General features: G+C 70.0%; 22 protein-coding genes and 1 other RNA gene. 4 read left to right on the top strand and 19 right to left on the bottom strand.

The window, feature by feature from the left end; translation table 11 throughout:
* Nucleotides 1-34: 34 nt before the first annotated feature.
* The 13 genes from BLR46_RS13505 to prfB form a co-directional block, all read right to left on the bottom strand.
* Nucleotides 35-1,714, bottom strand: coding sequence for an LpqB family beta-propeller domain-containing protein (locus BLR46_RS13505; protein WP_093253195.1), 1,680 nt, complete (start codon nucleotides 1,712-1,714; stop codon nucleotides 35-37).
* The gene (gene mtrB / locus BLR46_RS13510; protein ID WP_245701716.1) at nucleotides 1,711-3,234 is read right to left on the bottom strand and encodes an MtrAB system histidine kinase MtrB; all 1,524 of its coding nucleotides are present in this window, start codon (nucleotides 3,232-3,234) and stop codon (nucleotides 1,711-1,713) included. The genes BLR46_RS13505 and mtrB overlap by 4 nt, the downstream gene beginning before the upstream one ends.
* Nucleotides 3,235-3,247: 13 nt before the next feature.
* Nucleotides 3,248-3,940, bottom strand: a complete 693-nt coding sequence (mtrA, locus tag BLR46_RS13515; RefSeq protein ID WP_281230858.1) for an MtrAB system response regulator MtrA — start codon at nucleotides 3,938-3,940, stop codon at nucleotides 3,248-3,250.
* Nucleotides 3,941-3,996: 56 nt separating this feature from the next.
* Nucleotides 3,997-4,755, bottom strand: a complete 759-nt coding sequence (locus BLR46_RS13520; protein ID WP_093253197.1) for a hypothetical protein — start codon at nucleotides 4,753-4,755, stop codon at nucleotides 3,997-3,999.
* A complete protein-coding gene (locus BLR46_RS13525) occupies nucleotides 4,755-6,329 on the bottom strand; it encodes a hypothetical protein (RefSeq protein WP_093253199.1) in 1,575 nt (524 codons plus the stop codon). The genes BLR46_RS13520 and BLR46_RS13525 overlap by 1 nt, the downstream gene beginning before the upstream one ends.
* Nucleotides 6,326-7,015, bottom strand: coding sequence for a YbaB/EbfC family nucleoid-associated protein (locus BLR46_RS13530; RefSeq protein ID WP_093253202.1), 690 nt, complete (start codon nucleotides 7,013-7,015; stop codon nucleotides 6,326-6,328). Before BLR46_RS13530 ends, BLR46_RS13525 begins: the two co-directional genes overlap by 4 nt.
* A gap of 57 nt (nucleotides 7,016-7,072) precedes the next feature.
* Nucleotides 7,073-7,636: a YqgE/AlgH family protein gene (locus tag BLR46_RS13535; RefSeq protein WP_093253205.1), complete on the bottom strand. Its 564-nt coding sequence runs from the start codon at nucleotides 7,634-7,636 to the stop codon at nucleotides 7,073-7,075.
* Between the two features lie 112 nt (nucleotides 7,637-7,748).
* Nucleotides 7,749-8,116: a transfer-messenger RNA gene (gene ssrA, locus BLR46_RS13540) on the bottom strand.
* Nucleotides 8,117-8,146: 30 nt separating this feature from the next.
* Nucleotides 8,147-8,626: an SsrA-binding protein SmpB gene (gene smpB / locus BLR46_RS13545; protein WP_093253206.1), complete on the bottom strand. Its 480-nt coding sequence runs from the start codon at nucleotides 8,624-8,626 to the stop codon at nucleotides 8,147-8,149.
* Nucleotides 8,627-8,648: 22 nt separating this feature from the next.
* Complete coding sequence (locus BLR46_RS13550) at nucleotides 8,649-10,115, bottom strand: M23 family metallopeptidase (RefSeq protein WP_143008310.1); 1,467 nt, start codon at nucleotides 10,113-10,115, stop codon at nucleotides 8,649-8,651.
* A gap of 62 nt (nucleotides 10,116-10,177) precedes the next feature.
* A complete protein-coding gene (gene ftsX, locus BLR46_RS13555) occupies nucleotides 10,178-11,080 on the bottom strand; it encodes a permease-like cell division protein FtsX (RefSeq protein ID WP_093253209.1) in 903 nt (300 codons plus the stop codon).
* A gap of 14 nt (nucleotides 11,081-11,094) precedes the next feature.
* Nucleotides 11,095-11,781, bottom strand: coding sequence for a cell division ATP-binding protein FtsE (gene ftsE, locus BLR46_RS13560; protein ID WP_093253212.1), 687 nt, complete (start codon nucleotides 11,779-11,781; stop codon nucleotides 11,095-11,097).
* A 101-nt stretch (nucleotides 11,782-11,882) separates the two neighbouring features.
* Entirely contained in the window at nucleotides 11,883-12,995 is a 1,113-nt protein-coding gene (gene prfB, locus BLR46_RS13565; protein WP_245701717.1) for a peptide chain release factor 2, read from the bottom strand.
* 59 nt (nucleotides 12,996-13,054) lie between these two features.
* Between prfB and hisN the strand changes: the two genes are divergently transcribed.
* A complete protein-coding gene (gene hisN / locus BLR46_RS13570; RefSeq protein ID WP_093253217.1) occupies nucleotides 13,055-13,843 on the top strand; it encodes a histidinol-phosphatase in 789 nt (262 codons plus the stop codon).
* A gap of 1 nt (nucleotide 13,844) precedes the next feature.
* Here hisN and serA read toward each other — a convergent pair whose 3' ends face one another.
* Genes serA through BLR46_RS13600 form a run of 6 tightly spaced genes read right to left on the bottom strand, consistent with a single transcriptional unit; the run spans nucleotide 13,845 to nucleotide 19,844 of the window.
* Nucleotides 13,845-15,038 (bottom strand): phosphoglycerate dehydrogenase, encoded by a 1,194-nt coding sequence (serA, locus tag BLR46_RS13575; RefSeq protein WP_093253220.1) that lies wholly within the window; start codon nucleotides 15,036-15,038, stop codon nucleotides 13,845-13,847.
* A gap of 47 nt (nucleotides 15,039-15,085) precedes the next feature.
* Nucleotides 15,086-15,820 (bottom strand): ABC transporter ATP-binding protein, encoded by a 735-nt coding sequence (locus tag BLR46_RS13580; RefSeq protein WP_093253222.1) that lies wholly within the window; start codon nucleotides 15,818-15,820, stop codon nucleotides 15,086-15,088.
* Nucleotides 15,817-16,575, bottom strand: a complete 759-nt coding sequence (locus tag BLR46_RS13585) for an ABC transporter ATP-binding protein (RefSeq protein ID WP_093253224.1) — start codon at nucleotides 16,573-16,575, stop codon at nucleotides 15,817-15,819. Before BLR46_RS13585 ends, BLR46_RS13580 begins: the two co-directional genes overlap by 4 nt.
* Nucleotides 16,572-17,381, bottom strand: coding sequence for an ABC transporter permease (locus BLR46_RS13590; RefSeq protein WP_093253225.1), 810 nt, complete (start codon nucleotides 17,379-17,381; stop codon nucleotides 16,572-16,574). Before BLR46_RS13590 ends, BLR46_RS13585 begins: the two co-directional genes overlap by 4 nt.
* A complete protein-coding gene (locus BLR46_RS13595) occupies nucleotides 17,378-18,325 on the bottom strand; it encodes an ABC transporter permease (RefSeq protein ID WP_093253227.1) in 948 nt (315 codons plus the stop codon). Before BLR46_RS13595 ends, BLR46_RS13590 begins: the two co-directional genes overlap by 4 nt.
* A gap of 7 nt (nucleotides 18,326-18,332) precedes the next feature.
* Nucleotides 18,333-19,844, bottom strand: coding sequence for an ABC transporter substrate-binding protein (locus tag BLR46_RS13600; RefSeq protein WP_093253228.1), 1,512 nt, complete (start codon nucleotides 19,842-19,844; stop codon nucleotides 18,333-18,335).
* 214 nt (nucleotides 19,845-20,058) lie between these two features.
* Between BLR46_RS13600 and BLR46_RS13605 the strand changes: the two genes are divergently transcribed.
* The 3 genes from BLR46_RS13605 to BLR46_RS13615 are packed head-to-tail and all read left to right on the top strand — an operon-like array spanning nucleotide 20,059 to nucleotide 24,110.
* Nucleotides 20,059-21,711 (top strand): NAD-dependent epimerase/dehydratase family protein, encoded by a 1,653-nt coding sequence (locus BLR46_RS13605; RefSeq protein WP_093253230.1) that lies wholly within the window; start codon nucleotides 20,059-20,061, stop codon nucleotides 21,709-21,711.
* Between the two features lie 26 nt (nucleotides 21,712-21,737).
* Complete coding sequence (locus tag BLR46_RS13610) at nucleotides 21,738-22,928, top strand: zinc-dependent alcohol dehydrogenase (protein WP_093253233.1); 1,191 nt, start codon at nucleotides 21,738-21,740, stop codon at nucleotides 22,926-22,928.
* A 36-nt stretch (nucleotides 22,929-22,964) separates the two neighbouring features.
* A complete protein-coding gene (locus tag BLR46_RS13615) occupies nucleotides 22,965-24,110 on the top strand; it encodes an FUSC family protein (protein WP_093253236.1) in 1,146 nt (381 codons plus the stop codon).
* The last annotated feature ends 214 nt before the right edge of the window (nucleotides 24,111-24,324 follow it).

The following is a 24,324-nucleotide window of genomic DNA, read 5'->3' on the forward strand; positions in this document are numbered from 1 at the left end:
GCCCCGCGTGCACAGTCCACAGCCCCCGGTGGGGTCAGCCGGCGTAGGAGATCGACGCGACCGTCACGTCGGCCTTGCTCCAGCGGTTGGGCGACGAGTAGCGCCACACCTCCCCGCTGCCGGAGCGCAGCGCGATCAGCCCGCCGCCGGGCCGCGGCAGGGCGGCGACCTGGGTGATGTTCGCGCCCACGCCACCGAGTTCCTCGATCTCCGAGCCGTCGGCGCGCACCACGAACACGTCCTGCTGGCCGTCCGCGGAGCCTGCGAGGACGAGGGTGGACTCGGAGTTCCACTGCACGTCGGTGATCGCCGTGACGGGGGCCCCGCCGGGGGACAGCACCGGCAGCTCGCGCCACTTGTCGAGTCGGACCCCCTGGAACAGGGTCATGCGTCCCAGCCGGGTCTCCTCCCCCACCTCCACCACCACCGCGGCGCTGACGCCCGTCTGGTCGATGGACAGGCCGTGGAACCGCATGCCCTCGGGCAGCTCCGCCGTCACCTCGGAGACGTCACCGCCGGGGCCCACGGAGATCACGCGGGTGTTGCCCTCCTCGTCGTCCGCCAGCGCGAACAGCCGGCCCAGCACGAACTGGGTGTCCCGGATGCGCTGGTAGCCGGTGACCACCTCCAGCGAGCCGTCGCGCGGCCCGATCAGGACGCTCCGCCGGTCGGCGGCGACGATGGCGAGCTGGCTCCCGTCGAGCGGGATCGACACCTCGGCGGCGCGCGGCAGGTCGGCGCGCAGCGGCGCGAAGCCCTGGCCCTCCGTGAACCGCCCCGGGGTCTCGGCGCTCACACCGAAGAGGTCCTGGACGACCGCACGGGTGAGCATCTGGTAACCCTGCTGGGTGGCGAGCTCGAGCACACCGTCGGCGCTCTGCCCGGGCAGGTCGAAGGCGTTGCCGTCCTGCGTGATGCGCAGCCCCGTGACGCGCGGGATGGCGGTGAGCGACCACAGCGTCTGGGCGCCCATCCTCCGGCGGGCCTCGTCGCTCATCGACGGATTGAGCCCGCGGAGGTCGACGGTGACGACTCCCTCGTCGTCGATGGTCGCCCCCTCGAGGCCCAGCCGCACGCCCACCGGGATCGCGTTGACGACGGCTCCCGCCAGCGGCTGGCTCGGGCCGTGCAGCAGGGCGTCCACGATCCGGGCCGGCGACACGAGGGACTCCGGCACGGACACGAGGTCAGGGACGACGTGCGAGCCGGTGCGATCCATGAAGTAGATCGTGAGCTGGGAGTAGAAGCGCTCGAACAGGTAGCGGTTCACCAGGACGCCGGCGGGCGGGTTGCCCACCCGCCACTCGCCGTCCGTCTCGACGAGCCCGAAGTCGTGCTGGATGGCGCCTCCCCCCGCGAGGAAGTGGCCGCGGTGGTCGAGCTCGCCGACCCGTTCCCCGTAGACCCCGAACCCGGTGAGCGTCTCGACGACCGCGCCGTGGTAGACGACCGTCGACTCCTCGGGCCGCCAGGTTCGCGCCGCATCGGCGGTGAGGTACTGCCGGGCCACGGAGTAGTCCGACTCCGGGTCGGCCATCGCCAGCAGGAATCCCTCCAGGATCCGGTTGCCGTCCGCTCCTTCCTGCGGCGGTTGGGGTGCGATGTCGATGCCCGGCGGCTCCGCGGGCATCGGGACCTCCTCGACGGGGCCGCTGCTGGGTATCTGGGCGCACCCGGCGAGCAGGAGCCCCAGCAACATGACCAAGACCCTCATCGTCTGCTCCCCTGGTCGTCCACCGGCACCACCGGCAGCGGGGAGGCCAGCACCTTGTGGTCGCGGCTGCGCGGGAGGGTGAGCCGGAACTGGGCTCCGCGGCCAGGCCGTCCCCACGCCGACAACCAGCCGCGGTGGAGCTTGGCGTCCTCGAGCGAGATGGCGAGCCCGAGCCCGGAACCGCCGACGACCCGTGTCCTGGAGGGGTCGGCGCGCCAGAAGCGGTCGAACACCTGTGCCGACTGCTCCGCCTCGAAGCCGACGCCGTGGTCGCGCACGGTCACGGCGACCGTGTCCTCGTCCGCCGCCACGGTCACGTCCACCGGTCGTCCGCGCCCGTGCTCGATCGCATTGCTGAGCAGGTTCCGCAGGATCCGGCGTACGCGTCGGGCGTCGATCTCCGCGGTGGCGTCCTCGGTCGTGCGACGCAGCCGGATCTCGATCCCCTGCCGCTCGGCGAGTGGCCGGTGCGCCTCGATCTCGTCGGCCACGATGGCCGCCAGGTCATGGTCGTCGAGCGCCAGCACCGCGGCACCGGCATCGAAGCGGGAGATCTCGAGCAGGTCGGCGAGCAGCACGTCGAACCGCTCGATCTCGAACCACATGAGTTCCACCGTCCGGCGTGCCGAGGGGCCGAGGTCGTCGCGGGACTCGTAGAGCATGTCCGCCGCCATCTTGATCGTCGTGAGTGGGGTGCGCAGTTCGTGCGAGACGTCGCTCACGAACTGCCGCTGCACCGCCGAGAGGCTCTCCAGCTGGCGGATCCGCGCCTGGAGTTCCTCGGCCATCTGGTTCATCGACTCGGCGAGCGAGGCCAGTTCGTCGGAGCCCTTGACCTTCATGCGCTCGTCGAGCTGGCCCGACGCCAGCCGCAGGGCGGTGACGCTGGCCCGTCGTACCGGGCTCACCACCTGCCACGTGACGAGGTAGACGATGAGCCCGATGGCGAGAGCCAGCAGCACGAAGGTGGCGGCCACGGCGGACTGCAGCACCTGGAGCACCTGCAGCTCCGACGTCATGGGGAAGACGTAGAACACCGGGACCCGGTCGCCACCGGCGGTCACGAGGGTGGTGCCTATGGCCAGCCCCGGCTCGTCGCCCACCTCCGGGTCGGTCCACCGCACGCTCGTCGGACTGATGAACAGACCGTCCCGCGCCGTGACGGTCTCGACCAGGTCGGCGGGGACCGACTCCGCGGTGATCCCGCGGGAGACCAGCGTCGACGTCGGCGCCTGGATGACCATCATGTACTGCGTGGTCTGAGCGCCGGCCTGGTCCGCGAGGCGGTTCAGCGCCTCGGACACGGCCACGCTGCGCGACTCCGGCGCACGGAGCTGCTGCTGCATGAAGGCGTGCACGCCGACAGCCTCGTTCACCGCGGCCTGGCGCTTCGCGTCGACGATGCCGCCGGCGGCCATCTCCAGCAGGATGTAGCCGGCGAGCCCGAGCACCGCCAGCGTGGAGACGGCGGTCGTGATGAGCACACGCCCCGGCAGCGACGACCACCAGAGGCTGCGCAACCGGCGACGCCGCTCAGTCGGCGACTGGTTCGCCCGCACGGTAGCCGATGCCCCGCACCGTGATGATGATCTCCGGATTCTCCGGGTCCTTCTCCACCTTCGCGCGGAGGCGCTGGACGTGGACGTTGACGAGCCTCGTGTCGGCGGCGTTGCGGTACCCCCAGACCTCGTCGAGGAGCTCCTCGCGGGTGAACACCTGCGCCGGGCGCTTCGCCAGGGCGAGCAGCAACTCGAACTCCAGCGGGGTGAGCGGCAGCAGCTGGTCGCCTCGCTTCACGGAGTGCGCCGAGACGGAGATCGTGAGGTCGCCGATGCGGCGGATGTCCTCGCCGTCGTCGGCGGCGCGCCGTAGCCGGGTCCAGATCCGTGCGACGAGTTCCTTGACCTTGAAGGGCTTCGCCACGTAGTCGTCGGCCCCCGCCTCGAGCCCCGCGACCACGTCGGCGGTGTCGGACTTGGCGGTGAGCATGACGATCGGGACGCCGGAGTGCTGCCGGATGGCGCGGCACACCGACACCCCGTCGATGCCGGGGAGCATGAGGTCGAGCAGGACGAGGTCGGGCCTGGACCGGCGGAACTCCGTCAGGGCCGCGTCGCCGCTGGCCGCGCGAACCGTCTCGAAGCCCTCCTGGCGCAGCACGATCTGCAGCATCTCGGACAGGGCAGCATCGTCATCGACGATGAGAATCCGCTTGGGCTCGGTCAAGACCCACCTCCTGTGCAGCAAAGCTTAGCGGGCGGGTCCACACGAGGAGGGAAGCGTCAGCCGCCGGTGCGTCCCCGGCCCCGGCTGGCGTTGATCTGCTGGCTGACGCCCACCATGCTCGCGGTCAGCGCGAACTCCTGCGGTTTCCATGGGAAGCCCGAGGCCACCGCCTCGAGGTAGGCCGCCTTGCCGCGCAGCAGCCCAGCCAACATCGGCGTCCGGGTGCACAGACCGAACCCGGCAGGCCTGGGGAACGGCGCCCGCATGGCCATGGTGCCCCCGCCGAGCACCGTCTGCTTCAGGGTGGAGCCGACCAGCATGAAGATCATCCTCGTCAGCTGCTCCGCCCCGGAGAGCGTGCCGGGCATCTTCGCCATGGCCTCGGTGAGTTGCACGTGGCGACGGCGGAGATCCTCCCCGAATGCCTGCTTCTGCTCTGCCGCGTCCCCGGTCCAGAAGCTGTCGCGACTGAGCCCCTGCGTGGCGCGGATCTGTTCACCGATCGACTCGGCCTCCTTCGCCATCTCGCTCCAGCGTCGCTCGTTCTCGGCGAGCAGGCGCAGCGACTCGCTGCTCTTGGCCAGCCAGCCGTCGGTGACCCGATGGATCGTCGCCGTGGCGGCATCGCATTCGGCCTTGGCGGCGTGGATCCGGGGACCCGCGGCCATGGCGGCGGCCAGGCCCGGCATGGGGAACAGCAGCGCCGCCGAGGCGGCGATCGTGAGTTGCATCTCGATGAGGTCGAAGGCGAACGCCGTGTTCACGAGCTGGTCGATCTTCGCCGCGTCGGCCTGGATCCCTGCGTACTCGTTCATCAGTCGTTGATCCTTCCGGCGATGGCAGAGCCCGCGTCCTCGTTGGCGTCGTAACTCGCCGCGTTCTGGTCGAGGCCCCCGGCGGTGTACTGCGATTCCGTCCCGGCCTCCTGCGCAGACTCCGCAGAGGCGTCCTGCACTGCGGCGTAGGGCCGCACCATGGCGCTCAGCACCCCGAATGTCGGCGCGGGATCGGGAAGGGACTCGACGTCCTTCGCCAGCTGTCCCTGGCGCTCCGCGATCTCCTCCCACTCCTGCGACTCGTCGCGGAGTTCGTCGGTCCGCACGGAGTAGTCCTGGCCGGACGCGGACCCGCCCGACGAGTAGCCGCCCGCGGAGTAGCCGCCGGTTCCGGGACTCCCGTAGGACGGGCCCCCAGCCGTCTGGCCGGAGAGACCGCCGGTACCCGAGCCGGAGTGCGAACCGCCTCCCCCGGACCACCCCGTGCCCGAGACGCCGCCGCCACCGGAGGACCAGCCCCCACCGTCTGCGCTGCCGCCCTGTGCCGACGGGGACGACACCGACCCGCCGCCGGTGGTCGTGTAACCGCCCCCGCCGCCACCCGGATACGAGCCACCGCCCGTCGTGCTGGACCCGCCCGTGCGGTCGTGGGCGGCCTCCCAACGGGTGCGTTCCCAGTCGCTGACCACACCGTCGCCGTCGAGGTCCGCGGCCGCGGGCGCGGAGCTGCGCAGCGGACCGGCCGTGCCCGCCTGGACGTAGTAGGGATTGGGGTAGAGGTTGCCGTCGGGGCCCACGACGAAGGGTTGGTCGGAGTCGATGCCGAGGCGGCGGATGGTCTCGTCGAGGGTGGCCCCGTCGATCCCGGCGCCGGAACCGGCGCCCGCGGCCAGCACCCCGGTGGCAGGGGGAGACATCAGCGCGCCGCTGGCTCTGGCGGCGCCGAGGCCCTGGACGAGGTTCAGCGGGAGGTTGCCCTGCTGGGCGGCCGAGAGCGCGGCCTGCACAGTGAGGGCGGGCTGTTGGGCGGCGAGACCCGACGAGGCGCCGACGCCCCCGACCGTCGCCCCGGGCAGGGTCGTGGCAGGAGCACCGGTGCCTCCGCCCATCGGGACGAACGGCGCCATGCCGCCGCCCGCGTCCTTGCGCCCGCGCGTCCCCGATCCCCGCAGCGCCATGCCGGCGGGCGAGGCGGTCTCCCGGGCGTCCTCGTCGTCAAGGGCCAGCCCGGGGACGTTGTCCGGATTGTCGTAGGCGCCCCACGGGTCCTCACCCGGGGCGGTCGGCTGGGAGGCCGTCAACTGCTCGTCGCCGAAGCGCACCGGATCCTCCGACGGGGTCGGTGCCGCTGCCGCGCCGAAGGCGGCGGAGGCCGCGGCCGCCGGCGCACCCATGCCGGGAGACGGTGCGGGCATGGCGGCGGGACCCGGCGCGACAGCACCGGCGGGGGCGCCGCCGGCGGTGGAGCCGCCGGGAAGCGGCACCGGTCCGCGAGCGTCCTTGCGCTCGTCCTTGCGTCGCGCCACCGCGCGGTAGTGGAGCTGGGCCTCCTGCTGTGCCTGGTCGAGCACGTCGTCCTCGATCGGCTGGGTCTGGCGGTCGTGGTCCGTCATGCGATCCCCCTCGACATCAGCGAGTGCAGCGCCGCCTGGAGGTAGCGGAACTCGGCGGCGAGCTCCTCGCGCTCCCCCGCGACGAAGGTGGGCGGCACGTAGCGTTCATAGGCACGCCGGTGCGCCGCCAGGACGTGCTCGCCGATCTCGCCCGCTTCCGCGGTGGCCAGCCACGACCGGTCGATCTCGACGAGTTCGGTGAGCCCGGCGAGGGAGAGCGTGACGGTGACCCGTCCGCCGGCGCTGGAGGCGGTCACCCGCTGCCCCTCGAAATCCGCCCAGCGGACGTTCTCGGGGGCGCGCGCCTCCAACTCGTTGAAGCGGTCGGTCAGCGACGCGAAGCGTTCCTCGAGTTGGTCGAAGGTGCCGTTGTACTCGACGTCCACCGGCTCCTCGTCGGGGATCCGCAGGTCCCCCTCCGTGCCGAAGCGGACGTTCGCCAGGAAGAAGGCCTCGCCGAAGGCGTCGGCCAAGGGCCGACCCGCCAGCCGGTCGCGCCAACGGGGCGACACGCGGACCCGCTCCAGGCGCCGGCTCTCCCGGTCGACCCAGATGCGCACGGCCTGCCGCGCGTCGGCGAAGCCATGGGAGAACCGCCAAGTGTCCGACGGGGTTTCGGTGGTCTCGTCAGCGTCCCGCAGCACCTGCGGGGCCAGCAATTCGTCTTCGAGCAATTCGTCCGACACCCAGGCCTCCCTCGTTTTGGCGACGCCAGTCAATCATGGTCCGGGGTCAGTCGCGACTCAGTTGAACATCGGAGTGCCGGTCCAGGTCGACCACCGTGCGGACGCTCCCCCGAGACGACGCAGCACGCGGCGCCAGAGGCCGGTGGGCAGCCCGAACACCTCCTCCGACCGGGCCTTCGTGCGCACCCAGAAGCCGCGGATCAACTCGCCTTCGAGTTGCCCGCCCTCCCAGCCGGCCAGGCCCACGTACATGCGCACGTGGGCGAACGCGCCCTCCACGAGCTCGACGGGGGTGTCCAGGTCCACGATGCCGACGTCGTCGAACAGCGGCTTCCACCCGGGAGGGCCGGCTTGCGCGTTGGCGAGCTGCGCCAACGCCACTACGGCCTGCTCCGACACGGGCCCGCCCTCGAAGGGCACCGCCGGCGGCGACAGGAGGGGTGCCCAGTCGGCCAGCGGGGATGGCACGTCCATCTCGCTCACGCGGTTGAGCACGACGCCGAGCGTGCCCGATTCGTTGTGCTCGAGGATGAGGACGACGCTCCGGTCGAAGAACCCGCCCTTGCCGGGGTCGGCCGCGATCAGCAGCTGGCCGGCGCGAGGAGGTCCGAGCTTGTCCATGGCACCCACTCTAGAGGCTGCCGCGGCGACGCGGCGCGGGGCTGGACGCGCGAAAAGAAAAACTCCGTAGCCGGGGCGCCCTGAAGGGTCGCGGCCCGAGTACGGAGCGCAGGGGTGGAGGTGGCGGGAATCGAACCCGCGTCCTTAAGCGGCGAAGCAAGTCTTCTCCGGGCGCAGCTGACGATGGCGTCTTCTCGGTCCTTGCACTCGCGTCAGCACGTCGCAAACGGACCCAGTATCAGTTAAGTCCCACCCAGCCCCTGAAACACAAGCTGGGCAGCAAGCCCTCTAAATGAGGCCAGGTCCCGGACCGAAGGCTCGTCCGGGTTGACCCTTCGATCGCTGATCAGGCAGCGAGAGCGAAGTCAGTGCGGTTGTTGTTGGCACTTATTGGTTTCCATGCATCGTTAACGAGATAAGCGTGGATCCTCGGCCCGCTTCCCTTGCGACTACCGTCCCAAGTCGAAACCGGTCACCCCCTGTTGAGTTGTGCATCCATTTTAGCCTGTCTCAACGCCGATAGCGATTCCGGTGGGCCATGGCACGCTGGGCCTCGCGGTCGGCCTCCCGCTCGCGGATGGTCTGGCGCTTGTCCCAGTCCTTCTTGCCCGTGGCCACGGCGATCTCCACCTTGGCGTAGCCGTCCTTGAAGTAGAGCGAGAGCGGGATGAGCGTCGTCGCCGCGCCCTCGAGCTCGCGGGCCATCTTCGCGATCTCCTTCTTGTGCAGGAGCAACTTCCGCGTCCGCCTGGCGGCGTGGCTGCCGCGCCAGGACCCGAACTCGTACTCGGGGATGTTGGCGTTGATGAGCCAGGCCTCTCCCCCGTCGATCGTCGCGTACGCGTCCACGAGCGTGGCCCGGCCCTTGCGCAGCGACTTCACCTCGGTGCCCGTCAGTACGAGCCCGGCCTCGAAGGTGTCGCCGATGTGGTAGTCGTGACGGGCCTTCTTGTTCTGGGCGATCATCGCCTCACCGGTCTTCCTGGGCATTGGCCCAGTATGGCAGAACGGCTCAGAACCAGCGGGCCATCGGGTCGACGACGCGGCCGTTCTCCCAGACCATCAGGTGCAGGTGGCACCCGGTGGAGTAGCCCGTGGAGCCGACGTAGCCGATGGTCTGCCCCTTCTTCACCCGCTGCCCCACACCGACGGTGTAGCGGGTGGCGTGGTTGTAGCCGGTGGTCACGTTGTAGCCGTTCACGCGGCCGTGGTCGACCATCAGCCGGTTGCCGTAGCCGGCGTTGTAGTAGCGCTCCGTCACGACGCCGTCAGCAGCGGCCCGGATGGGGCTGCCGCAGGAAGCCCCGAAGTCGGTGCCGTCGTGCAGCTTGTAGATGCCCGTGACCGGGTGCACCCGCATGCCGTAGCGCGACGTGATGCGGGCACCCGAGGGCATCACGAACCCGCTGGACGTGCTGGCGGCCGCCGGCTTCGGCGCGGGGCGGCTCTGGGAGCGCGACGTGCTGGTGCGCGTCGTGGTGGTCTTCTTGGCCGGCTGCGACGCCTTCTTCGCGGCTGCCGCCTTCGCCGCGGCCTCCCGCTGGCGCTTCGCCTCGGCCTCGCGCTGGCGCTTCGCCTCTTCCTCGCGCTGTCGGCGCTCCTCCTCGAGGCGCCGGTTGCGCTCGGCGATCTGGGAGTCGAGCTTGTTCGCCTCCGCTATGCGCTGCTGGATGCGCTGCTCGACGGCGGCGTTCTCCGCCTCCATGTCGGCCTGGATCTGCTGCTCGCGCGCCAGCGCCTGAGATGCGGCGTCCGCGGCGGCGTTCCGCTCCTCGACCAGCGCGGCGACCTGGGCCTTGAGGTCGGCGGCCTTCTGTCGCGCCGCCTGGGAGGCGGCCAGCTGCTCGGCCGCGATGCGGCGTGCCTCCGCGGCCGCCTTCTCCGCGGCGTCGGCACGTGCGTTGGCCTCGTCGAGCACGAAGCGGAGGCGCTCGGCCTCGTCGAGCTCCAACGCGGATGCATCGAACAGGGTCGTGCCGAGCTGGGCGCGGTGGTTGAGGTCCGCTGCGGATGTGTCGGTCAGCAGGAGCGCCAGGTTGACGAGCGGCCCCTGCTGCTGCGTGACGATGGTGATCTCCTCGTCGATGCGGCGGTTGAGCGAGTCGTACGCGGCTTGCGCGGCGGCGACGTCGGCCCTGGCCTTCGCGAGGGCGATCTCTGCGGCCTCCAACTCGGCGGCGCGCTGGGCGTCGAGCTCCTCGGCGGCCCTGAGCTGCGACTCCGCGGCGGCGAGTTGCGCCTCCGCCTCCGCGAGTCGGTCCTCCGCCTCCTGCAGCGCCTGGATGGCGGCGAGATTCTGTGCATTGGCTTCCGCCACGGCGGCGCCCTGGCTCTGGATCTGGCCCTGGAGGTTGCTGCGCTGGTCGCCCAGCTGGCTGATCTCGTTGCCCACGCGCCGGCGCTCGTCGTCGAGCTGGTCGGCTGCTGCGTTCGGGGCCATCGTGCCGATTACCGCCATGACGGCCACTGAGGCCAGCATCGATCGGATGGTCAAGCGGACGGGTCTGGGGGGAAGTTCCCGGCTCACGCTGATTCCTTTCGTCAGATCTGTACGTATTTGCGAGTTGCGAACAACGTGGGAATGATCGCCAGTGCAATTCCTACTACTGCCACGATCAGAATGGCAGTCAAAACGTCGGACCAGCCAATCCAGGGTAAAGCAGTGATTAAGGTTTGGGCGTTCTGGACGACGATGAAGTAGTAGCCGACCGACAGCGCGAGCGCCGCGATGAGCACGCCGATGAGGCCGGCGACCAGTGACTCGAGGAGGAACGGCAGCACGATGTAGAGGTTCGAGGCGCCGACGAGGCGCATGATCCCGATCTCCCGCCGCCTCGTGAATGCGGCGATCCTGATGGTGTTGGAGATCTGCAGGGCTGCGGCGAGCAGCAGGAACGCGCTCATCACGATCGTCGCCCATTGCACGGCGGACAGGCCCCGGAACATCGGGTCGAGGACGCCGCGGAGGTCCTGGACGTTCTGCACGCCCTGCAACCCGCTCGCCTCGCTCACCACGCCCTGGTAGTTCTCGGGGTTGACGAGCTTGATGCGGAACGAGTCCTGCATCTGTTCCGCGGTGCGGGAGGGGAGGATGGGGGAATCGGCGAAGACGCGCTGGAATTCCTCGAAGGCCGCGTCCTTGGACTCGTAGAAGACCTCCTCGACCTCCGGATTCGCCTCCAGGGTCTGCTGGATGCTCGCCCGCTGCGCCTCAGTGGTGCCCTTGCCCGCCTCGCAGTTGCCACCGCTGGAGTACTCGGTGCACAGGAACACCGAGATCTCGATCTTGTCGTACCACCTGCCCTTGACCAGGTTCACCTCCGACGCCGTCAGCAGCCCGGCGCCGAACAGCGTCAACGACACCCCGACGGTGACGACCACCGCGATGGTCATCGCGAGGTTTCGGCGAAGACCGGACCAGGTTTCGCGCAGCGTGTGCCTCATGTGGTTCTTTACTCCTAAGCCGTGCCGTAGATGCCCTTGGACTGGTCGCGCACGAGCTCGCCATTGCGCAGCTCCAGCACACGACGGCGCATCTGGTCGACGATGGACGCGTCATGGGTGGCCATGATCACGGTGGTCTCTGTGCGGTTGATCCGGTCCAGCAGCTTCATGATGCCGACGGACGTCTCGGGGTCGAGGTTGCCGGTCGGCTCGTCGGCGATCAGGATCTTCGGCCGGTTGACGAACGCCCGCGCGATCGCGACGCGCTGCTGCTCACCACCGGAGAGCTCCTCACCCAGCCTGTCGCCCTTGCCCGCGAGCCCCACGAGCTCCAACGTCTCGGGGACGATCCGGCGGATCAGCTTGTTCGGCTTGCCGATCACCTGGAGCGCGAACGCCACGTTCTCGTAGACCGTCTTCCCCGGCAGCAGTCGGAAGTCCTGGAACACCATCCCCATCTGGCGGCGCAACTGGGGCACCTTCCACTGGTTCAGGGTCGCGAGGTTCTTGCCGGCGACGTAGAGGTTGCCCTTCGTCGGCCGGTACTCGCGCAGGATGAGGCGCAGGAACGTCGACTTGCCCGAGCCGGACTGGCCGACGAGGAAGACGAACTCGCCCTTGTCGATCTCCAGGTTGATGTTCCGCAGGGCAGCGGTCTCCTGCCCTGGATAGAACTTGGTTACGTCCTCGAACTTGATCACGCAGACAATCTCCGACCACGGTGGGGAAGCTGAGAAATTCTCAGTGGGGTCGGGGAGAGTCTACGACCGGCGTCAAGGTTCGGGAAACCTGACACGCGAGGTCAGGACGCGATTTCGGCCCGCTTCCGCCAGCGGATGCCGGCGTCGATGAAGTCGTCGATCTCACCGTCGAACACGGCCGAGGGGTTGCCGACCTCGTGTTCGGTGCGCAGGTCCTTGACCATCTGGTACGGGTTCATCACGTAGGACCGCATCTGGGCGCCCCACGAGTTGCCGCCGTCGCCCTTGAGCGCGTTCATCTCCTGCTCGCGCTCCTGCCGCGCCCGCTCGAGGAGCCGTGACTGGAGCACGCGCAGCGCCGCCGCCTTGTTCTGCAGCTGGGACTTCTCGTTCTGGCAGCTCACGACGAGCCCGGTCGGCAGGTGGGTGATCCGCACGGCGGAGTCGGTGGTGTTGACCGACTGTCCGCCCGGTCCCGACGAGCGGAACACGTCGACGCGGATGTCGGCCTCGGGGATGTCGATGTGGTCGGTCTCCTCGGTCACCGGGAGCACCTCCACCCCGGCGAACGACGTCTGCCGGCGGCCCTGGTTGTCGAAGGGCGAGATCCGCACCAGCCGGTGGGTGCCCTGCTCGACCGACAGAGTGCCGTACGCGAACGGCGCCTTCACCGCGAACGTCACCGACTTGAGGCCGGCCTCCTCCGCGTACGAGGTGTCGTAGATCTCGACGTTGTAGCCGTGGCGATCCGCCCACCGGGTGTACATGCGCAGCAGCATCTCGGCGAAGTCGGCGGCGTCGACGCCCCCGGCCTCCGCCCGGATGGTGACGAGCGCGTCGCGGGAGTCGTACTCCCCGGAGAGGAGCGTGCGGACCTCGAGGGCCTGGATGTCCTTCTGCAGCCGATCGAGTTCCGCAGCGACCTCGGCGACGGTGTCGGCGTCGCCCTCCTCCTGGGCGAGTTCGAGCATCATGTCCGCGTCGTCGACGCGGGTGCGCAGCTCGGTGAGGCGCTCGAGTTCGGCGTTCTTCGCGGACAGCTGGGAGGTGACGCGCTGCGCGTTCTCCTGGTCGTCCCAGAGGTCCGGCGCGGCGACCTGCTCGCTGAGGTCATCGATCTCCGCCCTGAGCTTGGGCAGGTCGGCCACCGCCTCGATCGATTCGAGCGAACGGCCGAGCGCTTCCAGACGGGTTACGAGATCTTCCTGAGCCACAATCCGCCATTCTACCCACGCTCGCCGTCGTTCAAGACCCATCCACTAGCCTTGGGGCCATGGTTTCGAGCTACAACGACGATCTGCGCCTCGCCCACGTCATGGCCGACGACGCGGACTCCCTCGCGATGAATCGCTTCAAGGCCCAGGACCTCAAATTCAACTCGAAGCCCGACAACACGCCCGTCACGGAGGCCGACACCGCCGTGGAGACGTCCTTGCGGCGCACCCTCTCGCGGACGCGCCCACGCGACGGGATCCTCGGCGAGGAGATGGGCTCCTCCGGCGAGTCGAGCCGTCGTTGGATCATCGACCCCATCGACGGCACCAAGAACTACCTGCGCGGGGTGCCGGTGTGGGCCACGCTCATCGCGCTCGAGGACGACGGCGAGGTCGTCGCCTCGGTGGTCTCCGCGCCGGCGCTGGGTCGGCGCTGGTGGGCCTCCAAGAACGGCGGCGCCTTCACGGGCCGCAACATCCTGAACGCCACCCAGCTGCACGTCTCGAGGGTGCCCGCGATCCGCGATGCCTCCCTGTCGTACTCGTCCATCGACGGGTGGGTCGACTCGGGACGGGGCCAGGGCTTCGTCAACCTGATGCGGGACTGCTGGCGCACCCGCGCGTACGGCGACTTCTGGAGCTACATGCTCGTCGCGGAGGGAGCGGTGGACATCGCCACCGAGCCCGAGCTGGAGCTCTACGACATGGCCGCCCTCGACGTGATCGTCCGCGAGGCGGGCGGGCGCTTCACCAACCTCGACGGCACCGACGGCGTCCGCGGGCCGGGCGCGCTGGCCACCAACGGGCTGCTGCACGAGCAGGTGCTCGAGTACCTCGGCACCGACTGAGTCAGCCCAGCAGTCGCACCCTCAGGGTCCCGTCGATGCGGGCCAGCTCGTCGAGCATGCCCGGCTGGGGGGCGCCCTGCACGTCGGTGATGGCGTAGCCGATCTGCCCGCGGGTGGCGAGCGACTGGGCCCCGATGTTGAGGTCGCTGGACGCGAAGATCGAGTTCAGGCTCGCGAGCACGCCGGGCACGTTGCGGTGCAGGTGCACGATGCGGTGCGCCTGGAAGGGGCCGGCGGCGATGTCGGGGAAGTTCACGGACATCGACGTGGAGCCGGTCTGCTCGTAGTCGGCGAGCTTGCCGGCGACGTAGCGGCCGATGTCCACCTGCGCCTCGAGCGTCGAACCGCCGACGTGCGGGGTCAGGATCACGTTGGGCATGCCCTGTAGCTTGGACACGAAGTGCGCGTCGCGCTTCTTGGGCTCCTGCGGGAACACGTCGATCGCCGCGCCCGCGATGTGGCCGCTGGCCAGCGCGTCGTGGAGCGCCTCGTGGTCGACGATGTGGCCGCGGCACAGGTTGAGGAACAGCGCGCGGCGCGGCATCAGCGCGAACTCTCGGGCGCCGAACAGGTTGGTGTTCTCGACCCTGCCGTCGACGTGCACGGACACCGTCTCGGACTGCTTGAGCAGCTCTTCGAGCGTGTCGACGCGGCGCGCGTTGCCCAGCGGCAGCCGGTCGGCGATGTCGTAGAAGAGGACGCGCATGCCGAGCGCCTCGGCGAGGACGGACAGCTGGGCGCCGATGTTGCCGTAGCCGACGATCCCCAGCGTGCGCCCGCGGACCTCGTGGGAGCCGGTCGCGGTCTTCTCCCAGAGCCCGGCGTGCATGTTGGCGTTCTTCTCGGTCAGGCGGCGCGCCATGGAGATGATCTCGGCGATGGCCAGCTCGACCACGGAGCGCGTGTTCGAGTAGGGGGCGTTGAAGGCGGCGATCCCGGCCTCCGCGGCGGCGTCCAAGTCGATCTGGTTCGTGCCGATGCAGAAGGCGCCGATGGCCCGCAGCGACGGCGCCTGCGCGATGACGTCGGCGGTCACGTCGGTGGTGGAACGGATACCGAGGTAGTCCACGCCGTCGAGGGCCTGGACCAGCTCGTCGGCGCCGAGCGCCGTGGAGTGGGTCTGGACCTCGAAGCCGCGCGAGGCGAGCACCCGCTCGGCCTCGGGATGGATGTTTTCGAGTAGCAGTGCCTTCACAAGGTGGAATGCTAGCCCGCTCGGCAAGGCTCTCCGCAACGCGTCCGTCAGAGGGAGAGGGTGGCCTCGAGCAGGCGCACGGTGTACTCGTCGCGAGGCCGCTGGAACACGTCCTCGACCGGGCCCGCCTCGACGATCCGCCCGTCGTGGACGACGCAGACCCGGTTGCACAGCTCGCGGACCACCGTGAGGTCGTGGCTGATCATGACCAGCGCCAGGTTGCGGGAGGTGACCTCGTCGCGGATGAGGCGGAGCACCTGGCCCCTCACGAGCACGTCGAGCGCGGACACGGGCTCGTCCGCGACGAGCAGCTTGGGGTCTGCGACGAGTGCCCTGGCGATCGCGACGCGCTGCCGCTGGCCGCCGGAGAGCTGGTGGGGGAACCGCCTCGCGTGCTGCGGGTCGAGGCCCACCGACGCGAGCGCCTCCTCGATCTCGACGGGGGTCGCCCGTCGGCGCAGGGGTTCGGCGATGATGCGGTCGACGCGCATCCGCGGGTCGAGTGAGGAGTTGGGGTCCTGGAAGACCAGCGAAGCGGACCTGCGCAGTTCGTCGGGCGACCCGGTGACGATCGACCTCCCCCGGAACAGCACGTCGCCGGCCGAGGGGCGGACGAGTCCGAGCATGAGGCGCGCGATCGTCGTCTTCCCCGAGCCCGAGCCGCCGACGATCCCCACCCTGTCGCCCGGTTCGACGGCGAGGTCGACGTCGCGCACCGCCACGAACGGCACGCCGCGGCGGGTGTAGGTGACCGCTCCCCCGCGGATCTCGATCAGGCTCACAGCGTCCCCCTCGCGGCCGCGACGAGGCGCGCCGTGTACTCGTGCTCGGGGGTGGCGATGACGTCGTCGACGTCGCCCTGCTCCACGATGCGGCCGTGCTCCATGACGATGATGTGGCGGCAGACCTCCCGCACGACGGCGAGGTCGTGCGACACGAACAGCGCGGCCCGGTCGGTGAGCACCTCGTCGAGGAGCCCCAGGATCTGCTTCTGCACCAGCACGTCGAGGGCGGTGGTGGGCTCGTCGCAGATGACCAGGCCGGGCCGGTTGATGATGGCCATGGCGATCAGCGCCCGCTGGCGTTGGCCCCCGGAGAGTTGGTGCGGGAAGGACTCGCCGACCCGCTGCGGGTCACGGATGCCCACCCGGGCCAGTTCCGCCTCGACGGTCAGCCGCTTGCCGGAGCGGCGCTCGTGCAGGGCGATGACCTCCGCGATCTGGCGCCCGACGCGCATCGTGGGGTCGAGGGCGGTCATGGGTTCCTGGAAGATCATCGACAGCTTGCTGCCCCGCAGTTCGCGGTACTCGCGCTCGCGCAGGCCCACGAGTTCCTGCCCGTCGAGGCGGATGCTGCCGGTGACGCGTGCCGTTTCGCTCAGCAGGCCGGCGATGGCGAGCGACGTCACCGACTTGCCGGATCCGGAGGCGCCGATGATGCCGAGACGGCCGGTGTCCTCGACGGCGAAGCCGACGTGGTCCACCGCCACGGTGTCGCCGAACCGCACGGTCAGGTCGTCCACTTCCAAGAAGCTCATGCGCGCTCCCGGAGCCGGGGGTCGAGCACGTCCCGGAGGCCGTCGCCGAGGAGGTTGAAGCCGAGCGTGGCGAAGGCGACCGCCAGACCGGGCCACAGCGCGAGGATGGGCGTGGAGAACAGGTGGTCCTGGGCCTCGCGCAGCATCCGGCCCCAGGTCGGGGAGTCCGGCCCGCTGCCGAGGCCGAGGTAGCTGAGGCCCGCCTCGGACAGGATCGCGATGCCGAAGCTCACGGAGGCCTGCACCCACACCAGCGGCGCGATGTTGGGCAGGACGTGGCGGCGGGCGATGGCCAGCGGTCCGAGCCCCGCGAGCTGGGCGGCCTCGACGTAGGGCTGGCTGAGCACCTCGAGGGTGCCGGCGCGGGCGATGCGGACGAAGGCGGGGATGGTGGCGATGCCGATGGCCATGACCGCGGTCCAGGTCGAGCCGCCCAGCGCGGCGGCGAACAGAATCGCCAGCAGCAGCGCCGGGAAGCCGTAGAGGATGTCGGACAGGCGTGCAGGGATCTCGCCCCAGGCGCGAGGCAGCATCGCCGCGGCGATACCCACCGGGACGCCGACGACCGCGGCCCCCACCACCGAGAGCACGCCGACGAGGAGCACGACCTTGGCCCCGGCCATGAGCCGCGACAGCACGTCGGAGCCGAATGCGTCGGTCCCCAGCAGGTGCGGCCAGCCTGGGGGCGCAAGCCGCAGGGGCCCGTTGGCCGTCGGGTCGAACGGTGTCCAGAACAGGGCGACGCCCGCGGTGAGCGCCACCAGGCCGATCAGGAACGCTCCCGCCCAGAGCGACGAGCCCCTCATGCCGCGGCCCGCTTCAGCCTGGGGTCCAGGAACTGGTACGCCACGTCGACGAGAAAGTTGATGAGCAGCACCGCCCAGACCAGCACGAGGACGATGCCCTGCACGATGACGAGGTCCCGCTGCGTCACCGCGAGCAGCAGGCGCGAGCCCAGGCCCGGGATCGCGAAGACCTGCTCGATGATGATGGCGCCGACGAGCAGGGTCGTCACCTGGAGGCCGATCACGGTGAGCAGCGAGATCGAGATGTTGCGCAGGCCATGGCGCCAGAGGGCACCGATCCGCGACCAGCCGATGGCCCGGGCAGTGCGGAAGTAGTCCGTGTGGAGCACGTCGATGACGGCGCTGCGGACGTAACGGCTGATCACGCTCGCCTGCACGATCGAGAGCGCACCCACCGGGAGCACCAGGTGCAGCGCCCACTCGCCGACCGAGTCCCAGTACGAGACGTAGCCGCCCGCCGGGAACCAGCGCAACTGCACCGCGAACAGCACCACAAGCCAGATCCCCGCCCAGAACGATGGCACGGCGAGCCCGAACTGCGACACCGCCGAGACCGCCACCCCGTCGAGGTGGCGGCGACGCAGCGCGGCGTAGGCGCCGACGGGCAGCGCGATCAACAGCGACCCGATCGTCGCGAGGCCGACGAGCCAGGCGGACACCTCCAGCCGGGGCAGGATCATCTCGGTGACCGGGCGGCCCGTGATCTGCGAGGTGCCGAAGTCGCCGACGACCACGCCACCCAGCCACTCGAGGTAGCGCACGAGGAACGGCCGGTTGAGGCCGAGCCGCTCCCGCAGCGCCGTGACCTCCTCCGGCCGCGCGTTGGTACCGAGCAGGAAGTTCGCGATGTCGCCGGGCAGCGCGTTCGTCGCCGCGAAGATCAGGAACGAGGCGAGCAGCAGGCTGCCCAGGAACCACGCGAGCCTGATGAGCACGCGTCTCACGGCACGCTCACTGGGACGAGGCGATGGTCGTCACGTCGAAGGCCAGCGAGGTCTGGTTCTCCTGGACGCCGGAGATCTCCGGAGTGGTGATGATGATGTTCGGCAGCAGCCAGAGCCAGTTGGCGGCGGCGTCCTCGGTGAGCAGCCGGGCGGCTTCCTTCTGCTTCTCGACGAACTCCTCCGGCGTCCCGCGGTCGGCCTCCGCGATGAGCTCATTGAAGACCGGGTTGTCGTAGTTCATGTAGTTGTTCGGCATCGCGTACATCGGCAGGTCCCCCGGCTCGACGTGGGCCACGATCGTCATGTCGTAGTCCTTGTTGGCGAAGACCTGCTCCAGCCACGTGCTGAACTCCAGTTCCTCCACGGCGGCCTCGACGCCCACCTCACGCAGCTGGGCCTGGATGGAGCGCGCCGCCAGCGGCGCGTAGGGCAGCGTGGGGACGCGGAGCCGCAGGGTGAGCCCCTCCGCGTAGCCGGCCTCGGCGAGGAGTTCCTTCGCGCGCTCGGGGTCGTAGGGGTAGAAGTCGCTGAGGTCCTCGTACCAAGGCTCGGTCGGCGGGACCATGGAGCCGATCAACTCGCCCTTTCCGCCCCACGCGGCGTCGACCACCGCTTGGCGGTCGACGGCGTGGTTCAGCGCCTGGCGGACCTCCTTGACGGCCAGTGCGGGGTTGGCGTGGTTGTAGGTGAGCACGACCTCGCCGTCGGTGTAGCCCTCGAGGACGACGAAGTCCTCGGAGTCCTCGAACTGCGTGATCGCCTGCGGGACGGTGAGATTCGAGATGATGTCCAGCTGGCCGGAGAGCATCGCCGTGTTCATGGCGTTCGGGTCCGCGTAGTAGCGGAAGTTGACCTCGTCGAAGTGCGTGGGCGTGCCCCAGTAGTTCGTGTTGCGCGTCAGCTTGACCAGCTGGCCCGGCTCCCACTCACCGAGGACGTAGGGGCCCGAACCGGCAGGCGTCTGGTTGAGCGTCGCGGGGTCGGCTGCGGGGTTCACGATGATGCCCGACGGCGTCGACAGGGCGATCAGGAACTGGTTCGACGGGGTGTTCAGTTCGATCTCGACCGTGCGCTCGTCCACCGCCCGCACCTCCTCGACCGGAGCGAAGTCGGCCAGGATCTGGCCGTGAGCGTCGCCGTCGAGGATGCGCTGGAAGCTGCTGACGACGGCCTCGGCGGTCACCGGGGAACCGTCCGCGAACTTGGCCAACCGGTCGAGGGTGAAGGTGTAGAGGAGGCCGTCCTCGGAGACCACCCACTCGGTGGCGAGCAGCGGCTGGGGCCGCTTCTCCGGGTCGAGCTTCACCAGCGTCTCGTACACGTTGTACAGGAGCACGAACGGCGTACCCGCGCCGGTGACGGTGATGGGGTCCATGCCGTCGGGCTCCCCCGTGGCCCCGACGTTCAGCACCTTCGGCTCCTGCTCGTCGATCGGCAGCGGGGACTCGGGCCGCGTGCACGCGGCGACGAGGACGACTGCCAGCGCGACGAGAAGAGTGAGCAGTTGGCGAGCGCGCATGGGCTACTCCTGAGGGTCGGGTGCGATGCCCAACCTTAACCGGTGGCGGCGCTCCCAGTCCTGTCGGGACGCTGCGTGATACGCAATCGTGACCGGACTTGGAGCGCGTCGTCCGGCACCGGAGACGTGAACCCGGCGCGACGTAGTGTCGAGGACACCGATCGGCCGCCCTGGACCCTCGGACCCCGTCCACGATCACCCCCCGGGAGATGCCATGAAAGTCGTCGTTGTCGGAGCCACCGGAAACGTGGGCACGGCCGTGCTCCGCGCCCTGCGGGACACCGGGGAGGTCAGCGAGATCGTCGGTGTCGCCCGGCGGCTCCCGGGCGAGGACGTCGAGCCCTACTCGGGATGCCGTTGGGAGTCGGTGGACATCGCCGCCGCCAGCACCGCCGATGACGTGGTGCAGCAATTGACCGACGTGTTCCGCGGCGCCGACGCGGTCGTCCACCTGGCTTGGCTGATCCAGCCGAACAGCAGACGGGAACTGCTGCGTCGCGTGAATGTCGAAGGCACCGAGCGCGTCGCCGCTGCCGTCGCGGCAGCAGGCGTACCGCACCTCGTCAGCGCGTCCTCGGTGGGCGCCTACTCCCCCGACGAGGCGCGCAGCCGCGGCGAGGTCGTGCGTCGGGACGAGGGTTGGGCGACCGACGGCGTCGACTCCTCGCACTACAGCGCGGACAAGGCGGCGCAGGAGCGGGTGTTGGACCAGTTCGCGGCGGACCACCCGCAGGTGGTGGTGACGCGCCTGCGAACCGCGCTGATCTTCCAGGCGGAGGCGGCGTCGGAGATCCAGCGTTACTTCCTCGGCAGCAAGGTTCCGGTGCAGGCTCTGAAGCTGGCCAAGCCGTTGGCCCTGCCGCTGCCGAAGGGTCTCGTGCTGCAGGCGCTCCACGCCGACGATGCCGGACGGGCCTACGCTGCCGCCGTCGTGAAGCGGGCCCCCGGCGCGTTCAACGTCTGCGCCGACGACATCCTCGGGCCGAAGGAACTCGCCGACATCGTCGACCACGGGCGGTTCGTGGAGCTGCCCCCGGCCGCGGTCCGCGGCGCCGTCGCCGCGGCGCACAGTGCGGGGCTCGTGGCGGCCGACGCGGGCTGGATCGACATGGCGATGCAGGTGCCGATGATGGACAACAACCGGGCCGTCGACGAACTCGGCTGGCGCCCCCTGCACACGGCGGCGGAGGCGCTCACCGAACTGCTCGACGGCATGGTGGCCGGGGTCGGCCACCCCTCCCCGCCGCTGCTGCCGCGCTCCCCCGATGACGCGCCCCTGCCCGTGCTCGGCGAGCCTGCGGAGCGGGGAGCCGAGGCGGGCAGCGCCGGCGGTGAGGTGGAGACGGCGCACGACGTGCGCGAGCAGTTCTCCAAGGAGTTGCTCGAGCTCTACCTCTCCGACCACCTGACCGGCGCCACCGCGGGGGCGAACCGCGCCGAGCGGATGGCGGAGGACTTCGTCGACACCCCCGTCTACCCGCAGCTCGCCAGGCTCGCGCAGGAGATCCGGGCCGAGCGCACCTTCCTCCGCAACCTCATCGACGACCTCGGCTTCCAGCGGAAGGCGCACCGGCAGGCGGCTGCCTGGGCCGGCGAGCGGATCGGCCGGCTGAAGGGCAACGGCAAGATTCTCGAGCGCTCCCCGATGACCATGCTGCTGGAGGCCGACCTCATGCGCAGTGCCATCCACGGGAAGCTCGGGGTGTGGCAGACGCTCCGCGACCACGCCCCCGCGCTGGGCCTCGACCCCCAGGTGTTCGAGGACCTGATCGAGGCCTTCCTCGGGCAGGAGAAGCTGCTCGACGAGGTGCACCAATACGCAAGGCAACGCGCCCTGCGCAACGACCGCACGACGTTCTGGGACTAGCGGTCCCCGGCGGACAGGAGGCAACCATGAAGGCATTGACCTGGCAGGGCAAGCGGCGCGTGAGCGTGGAGACGGTCCCCGACCCCGTGCTGCGGGAGCCCACCGACGCCATCATCGAGGTGACGTCCACCGCCATCTGCGGCTCGGACCTCCACCTCTACGAGGTCCTCGGGCCCTACATGGCGAAGGGTGACATCATCGGACACGAGCCGATGGGCCGCGTCGTGGAGGCCGGACCCGGTTCGGGGCTCGCGGTGGGCGACCGTGTGGTGATCCCGTTCAACATCGCCTGCGGACGCTGCTGGATGTGCGAGCGCGGCCTGCACAGCCAGTGCGAGACCACGCAGGTCCGCGAACAGGGCACAGGGGCACGCCTGTTCGGCTACTCGGCGCTCTACGGGTCGGTGCCCGGCGGGCAGGCGGAGTTCCTCCGCGTGCCGCACGCCGACTTCGGGGCGATCCGGGTGGGCGACGAGCTTCCCGACCATCGTTACCTCTTCCTGAGCGACGTGCTCCCCACGGCTTGGCAGGCGGTCAAGTACGCGGACGTGACGGAGGGCGACACCCTCGCCGTGCTCGGGCTCGGGCCGATCGGGCAGATGAGCGCCAGAATCGGCCGGCACCTGGGGGCGCGCGTCCTCGCCGTCGACCCGGTGCCCGAGAGACGGGCGATGGCGGCCAGGCACGGGATCGAGGTCTTCGACTACGGGGATCCGGCCATCGAGGCCATCCGCGACGCCACCGGCGGCCGCGGACCGGACGCGGTCGTCGACGCGGTCGGCATGGAGGCCCACGGGTCACCCGTCGCGAAGTTGGCCCACCAGGCCGTCGGCCTGCTGCCCGACGCGGCGGGCAGGGCGATGATGGAGCACGCCGGCGTGGACCGGCTCGCGGCCCTGCACACGGCGATCGACCTCGTCCGCCGGGGCGGCACCATCTCGCTCTCCGGCGTCTACGGCGGCGCCGCGAGCCCCATGCCGATGCTCACGCTGTTCGACAAGCAGATCCAGGTCCGGATGGGCCAGTGCAACGTCAAGGCCTGGATCGACGATCTCCTTCCGCTGGTGGAGGACGCCGCCGACCCGCTGGGAGTGGACGACCTCGTCACGCATCGACTGCCACTCGACGAGGCGCCCCGCGCCTACGAGATGTTCCAGAAGAAGAAGGACGGTTGCGTCAAGGTCGTCCTGGACCCGAAGGCAACCCTCGGCACGTGACCCGCGGGTCCCCGCCAGTCGGGCAGGATACGTGTCATGGCGGGCGCGGAGACTTGGCAGCAATCGATCCAGCGCGCCACGCTGCGTGCCTTCGACGTCAGCGAGCGCACGGCGCGGCGCGGCTGGCGCTCGCAGCGGCGCCGGGTCTCGCGCTGGCGCAGCCAGCTGTTCCTGATCCTGCAGGTCGCCGTCGCGGGCGGCATCGCCTGGTGGCTCGCCCACGAGGTGGTGGGCCACGAGGCACCGTTCCTGGCGACGGTGGCGGCGATCGTCTGCCTCGGGCTGAGCTTCGGGCAGCGAGTGTCGCGGATCCTCGAGATCGCGATCGGCGTGGCGATCGGCGTCTTCCTCGGCGAGGTCTTCATCTTCTTCTTCGGCACCGGGGTGTGGCAGATCATGCTCGCGGTGGCCGTCGCTATGAGCGTCAGCATCTGGCTCGGGCAGCGGACACTGATGGCGATGCAGGCCGGGCTGCAGGCCGCCGCCGTCATGACCGTGCTCCCGAACGTCGACGCCGGCTTCAACCGGTGGCTCGACGCGGTGATCGGCTGCACCGTCGCCCTCGTCTTCGCGTTGTTCGTGCCCACTTCGCCCGTCCAGAAGCCGCGCATCATCGCGGCCCAGGTGCTCCACGAGGCGACGGGCACGTTGCGGGGCCTTGCCCATGCGCTGCGCGTCCGGGACGCCAAGGAGGCGAAGGCGAGCCTCGCGCGCGCCAGGGCGAGCGAGGAGGAACTGTCACGGCTCCTTGAGGCCGCGGAGGAGGGCATGGCGGTGGTCCGGGTGTCGCCGTTCCTGCGAGGCCGGCGCCGTGAGATGTCGCAGATCTCGGACCTGGTGGTTCCGTTGGACCGGTTCTGCCGCAACATGCGCGTCCTTGCGCGGCGGGCATGGGTGTCACTGGCCCGCGACGAGGAGATGCCGCCGGAGTATCTCGACCTCCTCGACGACCTGGCGCAGGTGGTCGACGAGTGCGCCAGCGAACTCTTCGCCGGTCGAGTGCCGACTGCGAAGGTGCGCGACATCGTCGCTGTGGGCGAGAAGTCGGCGTCTGTGACGGTCTACGCCAGGCTCTCCCCCACCGTGGTGCTGGCCCAGATGCGATCGATGACCATCGACCTCCTGGAGCTCTGCGGCTATTCGTACACCGATGCCCGGGAGATGCTCCCGGTGGTGCACTGATCTCCGTGCTCATCACCGGCGGCCCCTCTTCGTTTGTTCGGCTGGTTCGTCCGAGTTGTCCACAGGCGGCCGACGGGGTGCTCGCGTGACCCGGCCGACCGGCTAAGAATGGGGGCGTGCGACGACGAGGTGAGCGTGGGCTGAGCGGCTCCGTGCAGGTGACCCTGCTGCTGCCGTTCGTGCTCGGTATCTTCCTGCTGGCGCTGCAGTGGGC

Origin of the sequence: Tessaracoccus oleiagri (assembly GCF_900103275.1) — a bacterium.
Taxonomy (GTDB): domain Bacteria; phylum Actinomycetota; class Actinomycetes; order Propionibacteriales; family Propionibacteriaceae; genus Arachnia; species Arachnia oleiagri.

Coding starts and splice junctions, on each gene's coding strand:
- BLR46_RS13505 (WP_093253195.1), bottom strand. CDS start 1,714: ATGAGGGTCTTGGTCATGTTGCTGGGGCTCCTGCTCGCCGGGTGCGCC.
- BLR46_RS13520 (WP_093253197.1), bottom strand. CDS start 4,755: ATGAACGAGTACGCAGGGATCCAGGCCGACGCGGCGAAGATCGACCAG.
- BLR46_RS13525 (WP_093253199.1), bottom strand. CDS start 6,329: ATGACGGACCACGACCGCCAGACCCAGCCGATCGAGGACGACGTGCTC.
- BLR46_RS13535 (WP_093253205.1), bottom strand. CDS start 7,636: ATGGACAAGCTCGGACCTCCTCGCGCCGGCCAGCTGCTGATCGCGGCC.
- smpB (WP_093253206.1), bottom strand. CDS start 8,626: ATGCCCAGGAAGACCGGTGAGGCGATGATCGCCCAGAACAAGAAGGCC.
- BLR46_RS13550 (WP_143008310.1), bottom strand. CDS start 10,115: ATGCTGGCCTCAGTGGCCGTCATGGCGGTAATCGGCACGATGGCCCCG.
- ftsX (WP_093253209.1), bottom strand. CDS start 11,080: ATGAGGCACACGCTGCGCGAAACCTGGTCCGGTCTTCGCCGAAACCTC.
- hisN (WP_093253217.1), top strand. CDS start 13,055: ATGGTTTCGAGCTACAACGACGATCTGCGCCTCGCCCACGTCATGGCC.
- BLR46_RS13585 (WP_093253224.1), bottom strand. CDS start 16,575: ATGAGCTTCTTGGAAGTGGACGACCTGACCGTGCGGTTCGGCGACACC.
- BLR46_RS13590 (WP_093253225.1), bottom strand. CDS start 17,381: ATGAGGGGCTCGTCGCTCTGGGCGGGAGCGTTCCTGATCGGCCTGGTG.
- BLR46_RS13600 (WP_093253228.1), bottom strand. CDS start 19,844: ATGCGCGCTCGCCAACTGCTCACTCTTCTCGTCGCGCTGGCAGTCGTC.
- BLR46_RS13605 (WP_093253230.1), top strand. CDS start 20,059: ATGAAAGTCGTCGTTGTCGGAGCCACCGGAAACGTGGGCACGGCCGTG.
- BLR46_RS13610 (WP_093253233.1), top strand. CDS start 21,738: ATGAAGGCATTGACCTGGCAGGGCAAGCGGCGCGTGAGCGTGGAGACG.
- BLR46_RS13615 (WP_093253236.1), top strand. CDS start 22,965: ATGGCGGGCGCGGAGACTTGGCAGCAATCGATCCAGCGCGCCACGCTG.